Genomic DNA, 17,732 nt, shown 5'->3' with positions numbered 1-17,732 from the left:
AGCGCGGGGTTTGGGCTTGATATGATTTTCTTGCAGCTTGAAGCTAGAGCCTGAAGCTGCAGTCAGGAGTTTTTTAGTAATGGCTGACCGTCTGAGTAATGACTTCCAGTTCATCGAGGTTGGGCGCAAAGATCCGAAGAAGAAGCTCTTGCGTCAGCGCAAGAAAGAGTTCGTCGAGATTTATGAACCGTTCAAGCCCCAGCAATCGGCCGATCAGGCCCACCGCTGTTTGGGCTGCGGTAACCCGTATTGCGAGTGGAAGTGCCCGGTGCACAACTTTATTCCCAACTGGCTCAAGCTGGTTGCGGAAGGCAACATTCTGGCCGCCGCTGAGCTGTCGCATCAGACCAACACGCTGCCGGAAGTTTGCGGCCGTGTGTGTCCTCAGGATCGTCTGTGTGAGGGCGCTTGCACCCTCAACGACGGTTTTGGTGCGGTGACTATTGGTTCGGTCGAGAAATACATCACCGACACCGCCTTCGCCATGGGCTGGCGTCCCGACATGTCCAAGGTCGTGTCGACCGGTAAGCGGGTTGCGATCATCGGCGCCGGGCCTGCGGGCCTCGGTTGCGCCGACGTATTGGTGCGCGGCGGCGTGGCTCCGGTGGTGTTCGACAAGAACCCGGAAATCGGCGGTCTGCTGACCTTCGGTATTCCTGAGTTCAAGCTGGAAAAAACCGTACTGAGCCATCGTCGCGAAGTCTTCACTGGCATGGGGATCGAGTTCCGTCTCAATACCGAAGTCGGTAAGGACGTGACCATGGATCAACTGCTCGAAGAATACGATGCCGTGTTCATGGGCATGGGCACTTACACCTACATGAAGGGCGGTTTTGCCGGTGAAGACCTGCCGGGCGTGCATGACGCGCTCGACTACCTCATCGCTAACGTCAATCGCAATCTTGGCTTTGAAAAGTCGTCGGAAGACTTCGTCGACATGAAGGGCAAAAAGATTGTGGTGTTGGGCGGTGGTGACACTGCGATGGACTGCAACCGTACCGCGATTCGTCAGGGCGCCAAGTCGGTAACCTGTGCATATCGTCGTGATGAAGCGAACATGCCGGGCTCGCGCAAAGAAGTGAAGAACGCCAAGGAAGAAGGGGTGCGATTCCTCTACAACCGTCAGCCGATTGCTATCGTGGGTGAAGACAAAGTTGAAGGCGTGAAAGTGGTTGAGACTCGTCTTGGCGAGCCTGATGCCCGCGGCCGACGCAGCCCTGAGCCGATTCCGGGTTCTGAAGAGATTATTCCGGCAGACGCCGTCGTCATCGCCTTCGGTTTCCGTCCAAGCCCAGCGCAGTGGTTCGAAGCGTTCAGCATCCAGACCGACAGCCAAGGTCGCGTTATCGCCCCGGAACAGGCGCAATTCAAGCACCAGACCAGCCACCCGAAAATCTTCGCGGGTGGCGACATGGTTCGTGGTTCTGACTTGGTAGTAACGGCCATTTTCGAAGGCCGTAACGCGGCCGAAGGGATTCTGGACTACCTGGGCCTTTAAATTCAGCCGCTGCACAGGTTTCTGTAGAAACTGCTAAAGGCTGCTATAAGGTCCGATGGCCCATCACTAACGTGTGGCTTCTACAGGTACTGTGTTTTCCTGATATTTCCGAGCGCTATTTCTGTTTGCACAGTGTGCTAGCGTGCACCTCTTCAATTACGGGGAGGTCGCCGCCAGTGTTGTCCTCCTCCACACCCATGTCATTTGCAAGGATGCAATCATGACAGCACCTACCGCAACGCCTCTTCGATCCATGCTTTCCGAAAGTGCCACCGGCTTCATGCCAAGCTCAGTGTCAGCCCGAGAGCAACGCGCTCGCGAAAAGACAGATCGGACCATCAAGCAGTTCATCGAAAAATTCATCGGAAAAGGTTTTTTTCCGCTGGACAGCGAGCCGCTGATCTTTTGTCTGCTGCCTCAACTCACCGAGTGGCCATCGGACGTGCAACTTAAGGTCGTCAACGAAAACGGCGATACCATCGCGACCTATCTTAAAGGCAGTGACCCCAGCGTTATTAAACACAGTGTTTCAGTGGTGCAGGATCGCTCTGGCGAATATGCCACCTCGTCAGACGACGGCGACGAAGAACTGCTCCCGCTCATCATCAGCCAACTTCCTGCGGGTTCTCAACTGGGGGTTGGCGGTGACTTTCCGAACAGCTCCAGCCCAGACGGGCGCATTGTTACGCTACGCAAGCAGCTGGTTGATTTACTCAAGTCAGAGCGAGCCGCTGTATTTGAGGCTTTGCTCTGGGACGATGGCGCGATGAAGTGCGATCCCTACTTCAGCCATCGCAACCGCTTCTTGCCTCTTTGGCTACAGCAAGTTCACGAGCATTCACCTGTATTAAAGGTGTTATTGGCACTGAGCCCCTCAGTCCCCGCCGAGCGTCTCAATGCGCTGTTGGACCGATTCCCTCTGTCGGAGGCAGAGGAACAAGATTTTTTGGATAAAGATGTATTGCCTGCTTCCTTTATTAAAGCTTTGAATCATTCCGTAGAAGAATGGCGTAATGACCGAGCGCTTGATGGCATTTTCCATAAAAGAACCTACAACGAAGATGCTGACGCACTCACTAGAACCTGCGCCCAACGTATATTAAAGAGTCTTTTGGGTTACCAATTATTGATCGCCGAAGTCGATCAGGAAGGCAAGTATGTTATTGACCCTGAGCCGTCGACAGCCTCAATTGTTTTGTTACATAGCGGCAATGGTTACTACGCGGCGAAAAACCTCGGCAATGATGAGGTTTACCGTTTCAGTGGCGGCACCGACACCTTTTATCTGGCCATTGCATCGGTGCTGCAACCTCATGAACGTTTAAGTCTCGGGATGCATTCTGATACCGATGTTGACGGTTTACGCCTGATGCTAGGCAATGTCGCCGCCGCTGCGAGCGGCGGTTGGTATGACCCGCAGCAACCTTTGCAAGTTAAGGAGGCGTCGCTGCCCGATTGGATGAAGCAGGCCTCAACCGCGGACAAACTCATTTGGAACAATGCTACTCAGAACTATCGTCAGGCGTTGATAGAAGCGCAAGCGCCTGCGCTTCCAAGCCTCAGTGAATACGGCGATGCCGATCAACTGCGCGTTTACGCCAAAAACCTGCTCAGAGACCGCCTTGAATTCGACCTGGGTTTGCGGCTGGATCCGGATGATATAACGGTCGAGATCACCAACAGTGAGTGGACACCCTATCAGGGGCCGGTAGGTCTTGGGCCCGGCGGTGCGGTTCCTCCGGTAGTCGGCGGGGGACTTAACATTACTCCGACACGGTGCAGTCTCCCTCAGCTCTGTTTGCAAAATATAAGCCTCTTCGATTTAAACTTTTTGCTGACGGCGAGCTTCGTTGATAAAAGCGAGATTCCAATTAAGGAATTAAGCAGCCGTTACGTGCACAGTCTCGTCCGCGAACTAAATGTGGGCGACAGCTACACCGCATTTCTGAAGCAGCGTTTGCTGACCTCCTTTCATGGCCAGTGGAGTCGCGATCAATATGCACGGGTCATGGATGCGCAAATGCGTCTGGACGCCATCGAAGCCAAAATGGCCATGGATTTTCTAGGCGACGGTAGTTTGCCGCCAGAACTCGCGGACCGAGGCTATAAGTGGGTAATGGCCGTTCTTGATCGCGCGGTCGATGGCGAGGCGAGCGCACGGGTTGAAGGTCACCGCATTCGGGTGCAGGAAGTTAAGCTCACCGATTCGACGCCGACTAACTTGCATTATTACGGCCCACCGGGGGTTTACTCCCCTGGCCAATTCGATGGTCTGACGTTGCAGGGGGTGTTAATAATCGCTCCCGAATCCAGGCAAAGCATTCCGAGTGTAGTGGTCTATACGCCCTCGGCACCGGACAGCGTGAGTTTCCGTGAATATGCCAGTGAGCAGGAAATGCTGGAGAAACTATTCGCTAATTCTCTGTTAGCTGACTATCTGATAAGCAGGCTGCCTGTTGAGCCGAAAACCGCATTGGGTGAAGTATTTGGCACACTTATAAGTGAGGGCCACTTGAAAGTCACATCTTCCCGGGTAATTGCTGAGAACGTCTACTTCGCCAGTTACGAGGCTGAAGTTCAGCGCATTATCGATCAAGTCAATGCGCAAACGACCAGCACTAGCGAGGTCAACTGGCAAACGGCCTGGACCATTGCTAGCTCATTGGCCGAATTGGCGATTGAGTTCACGCCGTTTAAGGTCAGATTGCCCATCGCTGCCGCGCGCAGTATTTATGCCGTTTCGCGGGGGGTTCGCGCGGTGGGCGAGGGGAATAGCAGCGCTGCTGTGCATTTTGTACAGGCCGCGTTACTTCTGACTGATGGTTTACCAGGGAGCAACAAACCAAAAGCGAACAGGACGCGCTTTGGCGGGCTGACACCGGCAACGGTCTTGTCGGATAAGCCTGGAGGGTTGAAATTACGTACCGACGGCGTCTACAGCGGCGTATATGAAAAAGCGAATATTTCCGGCCCTTCGAGTTTTTATGGCCAGCGTGCAGGGAAGACCTTTCCTATTCGGTACGATGCCGATAACGCCACATGGCGTGTTATCGATCCGCGAAGACCGGATGCTTATTACCAGATGCCCATTCGCATTGATGAACAGGGAAACTGGAATTACAACAACATCGGATTATCGGGGGGAGGGCCAGGTAAGGGCGCGAAAAAAGCTGCGAAAGCTGCCAAAGCCTCTAACGTCAGCGATGCGCCGGCAGCAGCCAGTTCTGTAAATGTTTCGTCGGTCGGTAAGAAGAATTTCACAATTGAAATGGGTGACTTCTTAGACAGTCATGCGTTTAAGGATGCTCAAAAACGTCTCCCGAATGATGACCTTGCCGCCGCCATTAACACTGCTGTTGAAAGGTACTTACTTAACGGTGAAGGCAAATTGCACCCCTCTGCGGGTGGTCTCTATACCTTGGATCTTCCGGGCATCGGACAAAGCACCGGGCGAGGAAATTGGCGCTTATGGTTCGACCGGCCAACGTTAAATCCTAAAAACCCTAAATCCAAAAGGGCGATGCAACTGATATTTAACAAGGTTGATACTCACTAAACCTGCGACAAATCGCCTCGATAGATAAAAGGCACGGCTCTTGCCGTGCCTTTTGCGTCCGTCTCTGAGAAAATGCCCACACTTTTTAACCGGATGCCGACATGACTGTCCTGAAGAACGATCGTTTCCTTCGTGCCCTGCTAAAGCAGCCCGTCGATGTCACCCCCGTGTGGATGATGCGTCAGGCCGGTCGTTATCTGCCGGAGTACCGCGCCAGTCGCGCCAAGGCCGGTGATTTCATGAGCCTGTGCATGAATCCGGAGTTCGCTTGCGAAGTCACACTGCAACCGCTGGACCGCTACCCCCAGTTGGACGCGGCCATCCTGTTCTCCGACATTCTGACCATCCCGGACGCCATGGGCCTTGGTCTGTATTTTGAAACCGGCGAAGGTCCGCGCTTCAAGAAAACCGTCAGTACCTTAGCCGACATCGAAGCGCTGCCGATTCCTGATCCGCAGAAAGACCTTGGCTACGTAATGGACGCCGTCAGCACCATCAGCCGCGAGCTCAACGGCCGCGTGCCCTTGATTGGCTTCTCTGGCAGCCCATGGACCCTGGCGACGTATATGGTCGAAGGCGGTTCATCGAAAGATTTCCGCAAGTCCAAAGCCATGCTCTACGACAATCCACAGGCCATGCATCTGTTGCTGGATAAATTGGCGCAGTCCGTAACCTCGTACCTCAACGGCCAGATCCTCGCGGGCGCACAAGCGGTGCAGATCTTTGACAGTTGGGGCGGTAGCCTGTCGGCAGCGGCATATCAGGAATTCTCACTGGCCTACATGCGCAAAATCGTCAACGGCCTGATCCGTGAACACGACGGGCGCAAAGTGCCGGTCATCCTGTTCACCAAAGGCGGCGGCCTGTGGTTGGAAAGCATTGCTGACGCGGGCGCTGATGCACTGGGCCTGGACTGGACGTGCGACATCGGCGAAGCCCGTCAGCGCGTCGGCAACAAAGTCGCATTGCAAGGCAACATGGACCCGACCGTGCTTTACGCTAATCCTGCCGCAATCCGCAGCGAAGTCTCACGCATCCTCGCCAGTTACGGCAGCGGCACCGGACACGTCTTCAACCTCGGTCATGGCATTACGCCTGAAGTTGACCCGGCTAACGCAGGCGTCTTTATGGAAGCGGTGCATGAAATGTCGGCGCAGTATCACGCAGACTAAGTAGTTTTCACCCCGTTCCTGCTACCGCACTCGCCGTAGCAGGTTTTTTTGTTGGGTAGAAATAAGCAGGGCAATGAACATTCAAAAATATTCAAAGCTCATGGTCACCTTGCACTGGATTTCAGCGTTAGTGATTTGTTGGGCGTTGGTCAGCGGCTTTTATACCGGCCTGTTGCCGGTGAACCCGGAGATCAAAAAATGGGTGGCATTCGTTAACGTGTCGGTGGGCACCTTATTCATTCCGGTGTTTATCCTTCGGTTTTACGCTCGACAGACCCACGTCAGGCCCGCGCCCTCCTCAGGCAAGCCATTCGAGCAACTCACCGCTGCGCTGGTGCAGTCGTTGATCTACGGGACAGTAAGCCTGGTATTGGTGACCGGTGTGCTGATGATGGAACGGCCCATCAACGTTTTTAACGCGATCAGCATCCCGAACCTGATCAATGACCCGCGCTGGTTGGCAGCGTTGTTTACTGTTCATGAGGTGGCCTGCGCACTGTTGGCTGTATTGGTCGTGATGCACATTGCTGGCGTGATCAAGCACGAGGTCAGTGGGGCACGGATAATCCAGCGGATGTCGCTTTAAGCGCTGGAACTGGAACGTCCGGCTTCCGGGCGTTTTTGTAGCGCAGGAAACATCAGCCCTGAGCGTTCGTCCCCAATGGCTGCAACTTCGCCAAGCGCAATGCCACCGCCAATGCTGCCACCAACAACACCCCGATGAACGCGCCGATACCATTCCACCCTGCGTAATGCCAAAAAAAACCGCCCGCAGTGCCCGCTATGCTGGAGCCTGCGTAGTAGCAAAACAAATACAGCGACGATGCCTGGCCCTTGGCCTTGATTGCGCGACGGCCGATCCAACTGCTGGCGACGGAGTGCGCGCCGAAGAAGCCGAACGTGAACAACAGCACGCCAATGATGACCATCGACAATGGGTTGAACATCGTTACTGCGATGCCGACCAGCATCAAGACGATGACCGACCACAGCACTTTGCGTCGGCCGAGTTTATCGGCCAATGCGCCGATCTTCGCCGAGCTGTAGATGCCCGACAGGTACACCAGCGAGAACAGACCGACTAACGACTGACTCAAATGATAAGGGTCGGCCAGCAAGCGGTAGCCGATGTAGTTGAACATCGTCACAAACGCGCCCATCAGCAGAAAACCTTCGAGGAACAGCCACGGCAGGCCTGCATCACGGAACTGCAAGGTGAAGCCATCAAGCAGGCTGCGAGGGTGCAATGAGCGCGGACGGAAGTTGCGTGATTCCGGGAGAATCTTCCAAAACACCGCCGCAGCGATCATCGCCAGGCCGCCAATGACCAGCATCGCGGTGTGCCAGCTCACATAATCCACCAAGACCCCAGTGATCACCCGACCGCTCATGCCGCCAATGGCATTACCGCCGATGTAAAGGCCCATCGCCAAACCGATGTGTTGAGGGTGAATTTCTTCACTCAGGTAGGTCATCGCCACTGCCGCCAAACCGCTGAGCGACAGGCCAACCAGTGCGCGCATCAGCAGAATTCCTTCCCACGTCGGCATCAAGGCGCCAAGCAGGGTGAACAGGGCAGCACAAAACAGCGCCGTCACCATCACCGGTTTTCGCCCGAGCCGGTCTGAAATCGGTCCGGTAATCAGTAAGCCGAAGGCGAGCATGCCGGTGGCGACCGACAGAATCAGGCTGCTTTGTGCGGCATTAATTGAATATTCGCGGGACAGCACCGGCATCAGCGGTTGCACGCAATACAGCAACGTAAAGGTCGCAAAACCGCCAGAGAACAATGCCAGCACCGTCCGTAAAAATAGGGGCGTGCCTTTCTCGATATAGATTTCTTCCAGTGCCTCGATCCCACCACGGACAGGCGCTTGTTGGCGACGTCGGCCATCGGCAATCTCGGAGGGTAGAGCAACAGCAGTTTTCAAAATGACCTCGATGGCGTGTGCGGCAAGCAATGTAAAAAAGAATATAGCTCGCTAATGATTCTTTCCAATATATTGTTCGACCTGTTTGATATTTAAAAAGACCTAATGGTGGGTTCATGGAATTACGTCATCTGCGCTACTTCATCGCCGTAGCCGAAGAACTGCACTTTGGCAGGGCCGCGCTGGCGTTAGGTATTTCTCAACCGCCGTTAAGTCAGCAAATTCAGGCGCTGGAAAAAGAGGTCGGAGCGAGACTATTTGATCGTACCAACCGTCGGGTTGAGTTGAGTGAGGCTGGCCGGTTGTTCCTTGACGAGGCGCGCCTAGTCTTGGCCCAAGTCGGGAAAGCCGCCGATGTGGCGCGTCGTGCCCAGTTGGGGCAGCTCGGTGAACTGAAGATTGGCTTCACGGCATCGGCGCCGTTCAACTCCAGCATTCCCCAAGCGATCTTCGCGTTTCGTCAGGCTTTTCCTGCCGTCCACTTGGCTTTACAGGAAATGAGCAGCAGGGAGACCGCCGAGGCGTTGGTGGAAAACTCGGTGCAAGTCGGGATCATGCGTCCCTTGCCACTGCCGGATTCACTGGTCGCCGTGGAGCTGTTCCGCGAGCCCTTGGTGGCGATTATTCGTGCTGACCATCCGTTGGCGGCGGGCAGTGAGAAAGGATTGTATTTGTCCGCGTTGGCTGCGGAGCCTTTCGTTTTTTTCCCCCGAACCTACGGCAGCGGTTTGTATGCACAATTATTGAGCCTGGCACTTCAAGCCGGATTCAGTCCGCAGATAACCCAAGAGGCTGGCGAGCCTATGACCATCATTGGGTTGGTCGCGGCAGGACTGGGCGTGACCGTGTTGCCAGCGTCTTACCAACGGATGCGAATCGACGGCGTGGTCTATCTGACGGTACTGGACGAAGGCGCCAACACGGCCGTTTGGCTAGTGCAACGCAAAGACCAACATTCACCGATGGCCAAGGCGTTTGTTGAGTTGTTAACTCAACAGGCTGTAGTCCAAGACTAACGTTGCTCTGTGGTTCATCAATCTGTACGAGCCAACAAGTTGGCTCAGATAGGAACCTGCGTGGTCAACTCACGCCCAACGCTTGAATATCAGTGACGTGTTCACACCACCGAAGGCAAAATTATTGTTCATTACGTACTGATTGCTCATCTGGCGCATTTCGCCGCGTAGGTAGTCCAGCTCGCCGCACTGGGGGTCGATAACGTCGAGGTTGAGGGTGTGAACATAACGGTCGCGGTTCATCATTTCGATGCAGAACCACGACTCCAGTGCACCACAGGCGCCCAAGGTGTGGCCGAGAAAGCTTTTCTGCGAGCTGATGGGCATGCGCGGGCCGAACAAGCTGTTGGTGGCCAGGGTTTCGGCGATGTCGCCTTGTTCGGTGGCGGTGCCGTGACCGTTGACGTAACCGATCGCGTCGGGCGTCAGGCCTGCGTCTTCCAGGGCCAACTCCATGGCGCGGCGCATGGTGATTTGCTCCGGGCGGGTGGAGTGAGCGCCGTCGGCATTGCTGCCGAAACCGACGATCTCAGCATGAATGTGCGCACCTCGGGCCAAGGCATGTTCCAGCTCTTCGAGCACCAGCATGCCGCCGCCTTCACCGATGACTAAGCCATCACGCGCGCTGTCGTAAGGGCGCGGAGTGGTGTGCGGAGCGTCATTTTTCAAGCTGGTGGCGTACAGCGCATCAAACACCATGGCTTCGGTTGGACACAGTTCTTCAGCGCCGCCGGCGAGCATCAATGGCAGCCGGCCAAACTTGATCGACTCATAGGCGTAACCGATGCCTTGGCTGCCGCTGGTGCAGGCGCTGGACGTGGGAATCAAGCGCCCGGTCAGACCAAAGAAGATGCTGATATTTGCGGCCGTGGTGTGCGGCATCATCCGCACATAAGAGTTGGCGTTTAGCCCTTCGGCCACCGAATTGAGCAGCATATTGCCGAAGGCTTTGATCTCGTCGGTGCTGCCGGTGGACGAGCCGCAGGCCACCCCCATCCGTCCGTCCCGAATGATCGCGTCGCCCAACAAACCGGCGTCGAGGAGTGCTTGTTCGGCGGCCCCGACGGCCAGCCGCGAGACTCGGCCCATGCTGCGCAATTGCTTACGGTTCCAGTGTTTGGGCACGGCGAAATCATCGATAGGCCCCGCGAGCCGGGTGTTGAGCTCTGTGAAACGGTTCCACTCATCCATCCGCCGAATGCCGCTGCGATTGGCGATGAAATTAGCCTGAATGCTGGCCCAATCACTGCCTAACGAGGTGATGCCGGCCATGCCGGTGACGACGACGCGCTTCATCAGCACAGGCCTCCGTTGACTGCCAAGACCTGGCGGGTGATGTAGGACGCTTCGGCCGACATCAGAAAATTCACGGCACCTGCGACTTCTTCGGGGGTGCCCATGCGTTGTGCCGGGATCATCTTCATCAATTCTTCCACCGGCACGTTTTCGTCGAGCATCGCGGTGTCGATCAAACCGGGCGCGACGCAGTTGACGGTGATCTTGCGTTTGCCCAGTTCGATGGCCAGTGCTTTAGCGGCGCCAATGATCCCGGCTTTCGACGCACTGTAATTGACCTGCCCACGGTTGCCGATCATCCCCGAGACCGAGGTAATGCAGACGATACGTCCCGCCGCACGGCGTCGAATCATCGGCATCATCACCGGGTGCAGCACGTTATAAAAGCCATCGAGATTGGTGCGCATCACCAAATCCCAGTCTTCATCGGTCAGCGCCGGGAACGCGCCGTCCCTGGTAAGTCCGGCGTTGCAGACCACCCCGTAATACGCGCCATGGGTTTCCACGTCGGCTTCGAGAATGGCTTTGCAGGCCGCTCGATCGGCGACGTCAAATTGCAAGATACGCGCGGCGCGGCCCATAGACTGGATTTCAACCTGTACCGCTTCGGCTTCAATTCGACCGTTGCGGCAATGCAGGATCAAGTCATACCCGGCTTGAGCCAGGCGCAGTGCAATGGCGCGGCCAATGCCACGGCTGGAGCCGGTGACCAGTATCGATTCAGTCATGCGGGAACTCCTTCGGCAAGATAGGCGGCGGGCTGGGGCGGGCAGTACACGTTAAGGCGCGCCGTGGCGTGAATGCCGGGGGCTCTCAAGTGGCATTCAAACACGCCCATGCCAGCGTCATCCTGCAACGAGCAAAGGGCGTGGATCGTCAGTTCAGTACCGACGGGAAAATGCTCGACGTTGCATTCGAACTTGCGTGTCCCCAGCAAAAACCCCAACTGCACCGGTTTGCCCTGTTCACGGGCGTGACAGCCAGCGAACGCGGCGATGCTTTGCGCCATGAGTTCGACGCCGACCCAGGCGGGCAGGCTGCCATCGGCGCGGTTGAACAGACCATTAGGGCGCACCGTCAGCTGGGTGTGGATTTGCTCAGCATCGAACGACAGCACCCGATCAATGAGGATCATGTTCCCGGCGTGGGGCAACAGTTCGGCAAGCGGCCAGTTGATCACGAGGCGTCTCCAATAATCAGGCTGACGTTGTTGCCACCGAACGCGAAAGAATTGCTCATCAGTCGACGGGGATGGGCGTACGTCAAACATTGGCCGGGTTCGACCCACTGTAGCGCGGGTAATAGCGGATCGGCTTGACCGTCCCAAGCGTGCGGAGGCAGAGCGTTTTCGCTGTTTTCAGGGGCCAGGCACAACCAGCAAAACGCTGCTTCCAACGCCCCGGCGGCACCGAGGGTATGACCGCTCAATGGCTTGGTCGAAGAGCAGGGCACGCCGTTGGGGAATACCGCGTCCACGGCGAAGCTTTCCATGGCGTCGTTGTGTTGAGTCGCAGTGCCATGCAGGTTCAGATAACCGATGTCTTCGACCTGTAAGCCGGCGTTGCTCAGGGCTTTTTGCATGGCTTCCTGCGCGCCCCGGCCGCTAGGTTCCGGCGCGGAAATATGGTGCGCGTCCGACGTGGCGCCCGCACCCAGCAGAGCAATCGGGTGGGTGCCGCTGGCTTCGCGAGTCATCAAAAACAACACGGCGGCTTCGCCGATATTGATCCCATTGCGATTGCTTGAAAACGGATTGCAGCGTTGTGCCGAGACCGCTTCCAGTGCGCAAAATCCACACAGTGTCAGCTTGCACAAACTGTCGACGCCGCCACACAACACCGCGTCGCAAAGACCCATGTCGAGCAACCGCCGGGCGCTGAGCAAGGCCCTGGCGCTGGACGTGCAGGCGGTAGAAATCACATACGCCGGTCCGCTGAGGTCCAGCCACGCCGCAAGAAAATTCGCCGGGGCGCTAAGTTCTTGTTGCTGATAGTCATAATCGGCGGGGAATACTTGATCCCGCAGGTAGGCGGCGAGACCACGGCTGGCTTCATCGATCCCTGAGGTACTGGTGCCGAGAATCACGCCAATCCTTGACGGGCCGAAATGTTTGATCGCCTGCCGAATCTCGTCCTCGATTTGCAGCGCGGCGGCCAACAACAGCTGATTGTTGCGGCTGCTGTGCTGGGCCAATTCGTTGGGGATAGATGGCAGCTCACCTTGAACAGCCCCGACTGGGAAAGAGCGCCCAGTCACCCAACCGCTGTCGTCACGCATGCCCGAACAATCACCCGAAAACAGCGCGCGAGCGACGTTGGCCTTATCAGCCCCAAGCGCACAGATCACGCCCAAGGCGTTTAGGTAGGCCGTCATGGGTTGGCCTCTTCATTCAAGGGGCTGACGTGATACGCCACGCCTTGATCCATCCGTACATCGAATACCAGGGGCAGACGGTACTCAACGTGCCAGCGGCTGCCAAGGTCGCGCTGCCCGGCATTAATTCGCGCTGCTGGGTAGTTGCTGCGCAATTGGGCGGCAGGGGTCAGGGCAAACAGCAATGCAGCGAACAGTTCTCGGGCTTGTGGGTTGGGCGGCAACAAACCGTCAGCCTGCCACGTACCGTCAACCAAGCGTTGGCGCGCGACCGGGATTCCGAGCGGGTCCATCAACGACCAACGCAGGCCGCCGCTTTCCTGTTGGATCACCAACAACCAGTCCTGACGCTGCTCAGCCTGTTCGCGCAAAATATGCAGTTGCATCGGCAGCGCCAGTTGCGGCGAATGTTCAGGCAGCGGCGCTTGGCTGGCGCAGGCACACAGCAGCAAAAAGCCAAGGCTGAGCAGTAGACGACGAATCATCCGGCAGCGCCTTGCACGGGTTTGCGCGCCACCACGTTGACCAGGGTTTCATCGCGCTGACCAAACGGCGCCGGACGCTTCAGTCCGAAACGCTCCAACAAACCGAAATCCTTGGCGCGACTCCACCACAGGTACGGATACGAGACGTTTTGCGGGCCGAACTCAAATCCCTGGCCGCGGAGCATTTCCAGGTACTGCGCCGCGCTTTTCTGCACCTGCATAGGGTGGCGAAACAACCAGCGGATGACCCAGGTATCGATATAGGCCTTGGTCGATTCGGCAAACAGTAAATAACCACCCGGTTTCAGCACCCGATAGAACTCGGCGAGAGCTTTTTCCTGCTCCACCAGATGGTGAAACGTCTGATGGCAAAACAACAGATCTACGCTGGCGTCCGGCATTGGCAACTGTGCACAATCGCTGCCGGTAAGCTCGACGCTGATACTGCGTATCCGAGCTTCAGTCCGGCTCAGTGTCAGGCTCCGCGGATCGGCGTCCACGCCCAATAACCGCGCCGGTGAGAACACCTCTTTCAAGCGCTGAAATGATTTTCCCTGACCGCAACCGACATCGAGCAACACTGGGTCGGAGGGCGGAGGCGTGCCCGAGCCGTCATTGAACAACCGGCGCAGATCGTTAATCGCGACGCGCAGGACATGATGCTGCCAGGTGTGGCTGCGCAGAAACCATAAGCCGAAACGAGTTTCCTCGACGTAGGTCTCGCTGAAATTGTGGGCGCTCATGGGGCGCTGCTCGCGCAAATTTGCGCAATCATCCGCAAGCGGCGCTTGGGTTCACTGACAAACGGGTTGCGTTCGTCCCAGGCATAACCGGCGAGAATCGAACTGATCATGCGGCGGATCTCCGGGGAACTGCCAGGATGGAAAATAACGTCCTGAAAACTGCCGTCATACCAACCCTCGACATAGGCGCGGAAGGTGTCCACGCCACGTTTCAGTGGCACAGCGAATTCGCTCTCCCAATCAACGGTTTCGCCCTGCAACTGACGTTTCAACACGGCCGCGGCCATGCTCGCCGAACGCATGGCGATGGTCACGCCAGACGAGAACACCGGATCAAGAAACTCAGCGGCGTTGCCCAGTAAAGCGAAGCCCTTGCCGTGCAAGGATTTTACGTTGGCAGAGTAACCCTCGATGGTCCGTGCCGGCGTGTCCCACACAGCGGCGTGCAGCAGGCGTTCCAGCTCGGGTGCTTCGGCGATAAACGCTCGCAGGCACGCATCGAAGTCTGCGGGTTTGTCTTTGATCTTTTCGACCGCCCCGACCACGCCCAGTGAACAGCGGCCATTGCTGAAGGGGATCAGCCAAAACCACACGTCGCGATGTACGGGGTGGGTGGTGATGAGAATTTTCAGGCGGTCGAAGCGTGGGTCATCGATACGGTCTTCGATGTGGGTGAACACCGCATGGCGAACCGGAAAGCTCGACGGTGCTTCGAGGTCCAGAAAGCGCGGCAACACGCGGCCATAACCGCTGGCATCAAGGACAAAATCTGCCTCTACGCTGTACAGGCTGCCGTCTGCACGACGCGCTCGAAGGGTGGGTTTTGCCGCGTCAAAATCGACGGCGATGATTTCTTCCTGATAACGGATTTCCACGCCTTGCAGTGCGGCCTGATCGGCAAGCAGCTTGTCGAAGCTGGCGCGCTCTACTTGAAAGGTGGTCGGTTTGCCGTTGCTGAATGTGTCACCAAAGTCGAAATGGGAGCAACGATCTCCCCAGGCGAAGGCCGCGCCGTTCTTCATTTGAAACCCGGCCGCGTTTACCGCGTCGAGCATGCCGGCTTCTTCGACGAAATCCAGGCAATGGGACAGCAGGCTTTCGCCAATGGAAAAACGCGGGAAAAGCTGACGCTCAACGACCAGTACGTCGTGACCCTGGCGTTTCAACAGTGCAGCGGCAATCGCGCCGGAAGGCCCAGCCCCAATGACCACAACTTGGCGTCGCTCCATTTCAGCTATTGGCACAAAGGCTCCCTTGCCTGTTCGGCATTCTTAATGAAAGTTCGGTACATGCCCGCCAAAGCAAACAGCAGCACGCTCATCATACGGCGGCCTCGCTAACGGTTTTGGCATCCGCTTGACGGCCGGCCCATGGCGCGAGCATGAAGCTGAAAGCCAGACCGAGACTCACCGACAAACCAAAATTGCTCACCGCAGGCGTGCTTGAAATCGCCAGTAAACCAAACGATAGCCATGTGGTGACGGCCGCCAGGAGGGTCCCGAGCAGGCTGACTGCCGCACCGCCGATCTGCTCCCGCATCAAAATCGCGTAATCGACACTGATGGCCGTGACCAGCAGCAGTCCGAACACGCTGAACAGGGTCAGCGGTTGGCCCATCCAGCCGAGGCTCGCCAAGCTGCACAGCGCGGCCAGCAGTGGCAACGCGATGATCCGCAGCGCGCCCTTGAGACCAAACGGCAGAATCAACAGCAGTGCGATCAGCGCGCAAGACAGCAGTTTGAGCTCCGCCGCACTGATTTGCGTGGCGGCAAACACGCTGTTCAAGTCGCCGAGACGATCAACCAGTTGCACGCCTTCAATGTCTAACGCCTGCACGCGTAACAAATTAGCGTCGTTCAAGCCGCGCAGGCTGACCATGCCCGCGACGCCATCAGCGGTCGACCCCAGCCATAATGTGCGCCACGGTTCGCCCAGCGGTCCGGCCAGTGCGGCGTCGATGTCTTGGTCCGGCAGCATCTGCAGCCGCGTCAGCTCCGCTTGAAGATTGGCTTGGGGAACACCGAGGTCAATCAGCGGTTGCCAAAACAAGGGCAACTTACCCAACGCATCCCGCACCTGGTGTTGTTCGCAAGGTGAGCTCAGCAGCTGGTTCAGCGATAAGTAACCCTGCAACTTGTCCAGGCTGACCAGTTGATCGAGGCGCTGGCTTAACTCGGTTTGCCTCTGCAGCAGTTGCTGTTGATTGGCGGCGCGCACCAAATAGAATTGACTGGTGGGTTGATAACCGGTGATACGCGCAATGGCCTGCGCTTCGGCCAGCAGTTGCGGCGGCGCGCCGATCCATTGGCGAATGTCGTTTTTGGTGGTTAATTGCCACAGCCCGGCGGCACAAAACACCAGCAACAGCACCAGCAGAACAGGTGTGCCAACGCGCCGAAGCAGGGCCTCACGCCAGCTCATCAAGCGTTCGGCGACACGTAATGGCCATTGGGCCGGACGCAGTTCGAGGGTGTTGAGCATCGCCGGCAACAGGCACACGGCAGTCAAATAAGCGCCCACGAGGCCGGCGGCGGAGAACACTGCGATCTGCGTCAGTGCTGGAAACGGCGTCCAGGCCAAGGCCAAGTAACCGATGCAACTGGTGACCAGGCTCAAGCTCAGGCCGCCCACTGTAAGGCGCAACGCCGGCCAGCTTCGCCAGGGTTTCATGCTCCAGCTTTTCGACAGCGAGTGCAGTGGGTAATCCACTGCCACGCCGATCAGGCTTGAACCCAGCACCAGCGTCATGACGTGCATATGCCCGAACAGCGCGACACAGGTCACCGCGCCGAACAGCATGCCAATTACCACCGGCACGAATGCCAGCAGCACCCGCCAACGACGGAAGGCCAATAACAGCAATAACAAAATTCCGAAGGTGGCGCCGCCGCCCACCCAGGTAATTTCGCGAGTGGCTTGGCGCTGACCGTTGGCGGCGTACAGCAGGCCGCTGGCAGCCAGCAGTTGCGCATCGGTTTGATGGGCCTGCACCCGCGCGGCGCTGAGCAAGTCCGCGACCTGCATCGGCAAGTGCATATCAAACGCATTGCCCGTGGTTCTGGCGCGCAGCAATACCCAGCTTTTGCCATCTGCGTTGGCGATCAGGGCACCGCTGCCGATATCGAGCTGCACCGAACCATGTTGCGGCTGGCTGTTTTGAATGCGTCCGGTCAGGCCAAGCCAGTCATCCTGGCTGGCGACCAGACTGAAGCCGGTGAACGGGTCAAACAGGCTTTCGACCCGTTGCTGAATAAAAGCTTGGGGTTGATTGATCAACTGGCTGCGATCTGTCGGCGACAACATCGCCAATCGCCCTTGCAGCAATTGTTGGCGCACGCCCGGCAAGTCCGCCTGGAGGTTCCATTGGACCTTTTCGAACAGGCCACTGGCTTGCCATTGTTCACCGAGTTTTTGCGCGAGATCGATGGCCTGTTGGCGGTCGGCGTGCCCGACCAGCACTAGCATTTCGCGGTTGAGCGGCTCTTGCATGCGCTCTTCGGCGCGCAATTCCAAGGCGTCTGGGGTTGATCCGGGAACCAATTCCATCAAGTTGGCCGACAACGGAGGACCGTCGCGCCATTGCCAGCCTGCCAGGGCCAGTACCGCCAGCAGCACGATCAGGAATAAACGCGGCAGCCAGTATTCCATCAATGTGTGTTTAA

Annotated in this window: 14 protein-coding genes; 5 read left to right on the top strand and 9 right to left on the bottom strand. The window is 57.2% G+C overall.

Annotated features, from left to right (window positions below):
• Positions 1–79: 79 nt before the first annotated feature.
• The 4 genes from RHM59_RS14645 to RHM59_RS14630 all read left to right on the top strand — a co-directional run bounded on the left by RHM59_RS14645 (position 80) and on the right by RHM59_RS14630 (position 6,812).
• Positions 80–1,498 carry an FAD-dependent oxidoreductase gene (locus RHM59_RS14645; protein ID WP_322167251.1) on the top strand — a complete coding sequence of 473 codons (1,419 nt, stop codon included), beginning with the start codon at positions 80–82 and terminating at the stop codon, positions 1,496–1,498.
• A 220-nt stretch (positions 1,499–1,718) separates the two neighbouring features.
• Positions 1,719–5,054, top strand: coding sequence for a dermonecrotic toxin domain-containing protein (locus RHM59_RS14640; RefSeq protein ID WP_322224517.1), 3,336 nt, complete (start codon positions 1,719–1,721; stop codon positions 5,052–5,054).
• A 101-nt stretch (positions 5,055–5,155) separates the two neighbouring features.
• On the top strand, positions 5,156–6,226 hold the full coding sequence (gene hemE, locus RHM59_RS14635) for a uroporphyrinogen decarboxylase (RefSeq protein WP_322167254.1): 1,071 nt from the start codon (positions 5,156–5,158) through the stop codon (positions 6,224–6,226).
• 73 nt (positions 6,227–6,299) lie between these two features.
• Positions 6,300–6,812, top strand: a complete 513-nt coding sequence (locus tag RHM59_RS14630; protein WP_322167255.1) for a cytochrome b — start codon at positions 6,300–6,302, stop codon at positions 6,810–6,812.
• Positions 6,813–6,864: 52 nt separating this feature from the next.
• Here the strand turns inward: RHM59_RS14630 and RHM59_RS14625 are convergent, their stop codons facing one another.
• Positions 6,865–8,157 (bottom strand): MFS transporter, encoded by a 1,293-nt coding sequence (locus tag RHM59_RS14625; RefSeq protein WP_416195020.1) that lies wholly within the window; start codon positions 8,155–8,157, stop codon positions 6,865–6,867.
• Positions 8,158–8,273: 116 nt separating this feature from the next.
• Here RHM59_RS14625 and RHM59_RS14620 point away from each other — a divergent pair, with 116 nt between their 5' ends.
• On the top strand, positions 8,274–9,173 hold the full coding sequence (locus RHM59_RS14620) for a LysR family transcriptional regulator (RefSeq protein WP_322184263.1): 900 nt from the start codon (positions 8,274–8,276) through the stop codon (positions 9,171–9,173).
• A gap of 69 nt (positions 9,174–9,242) precedes the next feature.
• Here the strand turns inward: RHM59_RS14620 and RHM59_RS14615 are convergent, their stop codons facing one another.
• The 8 genes from RHM59_RS14615 to RHM59_RS14580 all read right to left on the bottom strand — a co-directional run bounded on the left by RHM59_RS14615 (position 9,243) and on the right by RHM59_RS14580 (position 17,718).
• A complete protein-coding gene (locus tag RHM59_RS14615) occupies positions 9,243–10,469 on the bottom strand; it encodes a beta-ketoacyl-ACP synthase (protein WP_322184261.1) in 1,227 nt (408 codons plus the stop codon).
• Positions 10,469–11,197 (bottom strand): 3-oxoacyl-ACP reductase FabG, encoded by a 729-nt coding sequence (gene fabG, locus RHM59_RS14610; protein WP_322224515.1) that lies wholly within the window; start codon positions 11,195–11,197, stop codon positions 10,469–10,471. Before fabG ends, RHM59_RS14615 begins: the two co-directional genes overlap by 1 nt.
• A complete protein-coding gene (locus RHM59_RS14605) occupies positions 11,194–11,649 on the bottom strand; it encodes a hotdog family protein (protein WP_322224513.1) in 456 nt (151 codons plus the stop codon). Before RHM59_RS14605 ends, fabG begins: the two co-directional genes overlap by 4 nt.
• Positions 11,646–12,842, bottom strand: a complete 1,197-nt coding sequence (locus RHM59_RS14600; RefSeq protein ID WP_322167262.1) for a beta-ketoacyl-[acyl-carrier-protein] synthase family protein — start codon at positions 12,840–12,842, stop codon at positions 11,646–11,648. The genes RHM59_RS14605 and RHM59_RS14600 overlap by 4 nt, the downstream gene beginning before the upstream one ends.
• Positions 12,839–13,327 carry a DUF3261 domain-containing protein gene (locus tag RHM59_RS14595; protein ID WP_322224511.1) on the bottom strand — a complete coding sequence of 163 codons (489 nt, stop codon included), beginning with the start codon at positions 13,325–13,327 and terminating at the stop codon, positions 12,839–12,841. Before RHM59_RS14595 ends, RHM59_RS14600 begins: the two co-directional genes overlap by 4 nt.
• Entirely contained in the window at positions 13,324–14,070 is a 747-nt protein-coding gene (locus RHM59_RS14590) for a class I SAM-dependent methyltransferase (RefSeq protein WP_322224509.1), read from the bottom strand. The genes RHM59_RS14595 and RHM59_RS14590 overlap by 4 nt, the downstream gene beginning before the upstream one ends.
• Positions 14,067–15,314, bottom strand: a complete 1,248-nt coding sequence (locus tag RHM59_RS14585) for an NAD(P)/FAD-dependent oxidoreductase (protein WP_322224508.1) — start codon at positions 15,312–15,314, stop codon at positions 14,067–14,069. The genes RHM59_RS14590 and RHM59_RS14585 overlap by 4 nt, the downstream gene beginning before the upstream one ends.
• Positions 15,315–15,390: 76 nt before the next feature.
• The gene (locus RHM59_RS14580; protein ID WP_322286707.1) at positions 15,391–17,718 is read right to left on the bottom strand and encodes an MMPL family transporter; all 2,328 of its coding nucleotides are present in this window, start codon (positions 17,716–17,718) and stop codon (positions 15,391–15,393) included.
• Between the last annotated feature and the right edge of the window lie 14 nt (positions 17,719–17,732).

The sequence above is a fragment of the Pseudomonas sp. MH10 genome, assembly GCF_034353045.1.
In the GTDB taxonomy this organism is placed as follows: domain Bacteria; phylum Pseudomonadota; class Gammaproteobacteria; order Pseudomonadales; family Pseudomonadaceae; genus Aquipseudomonas.
Note: the sequence above shows the minus strand (reverse complement) of the source record. Positions and strands in the feature narration are given on the sequence as shown.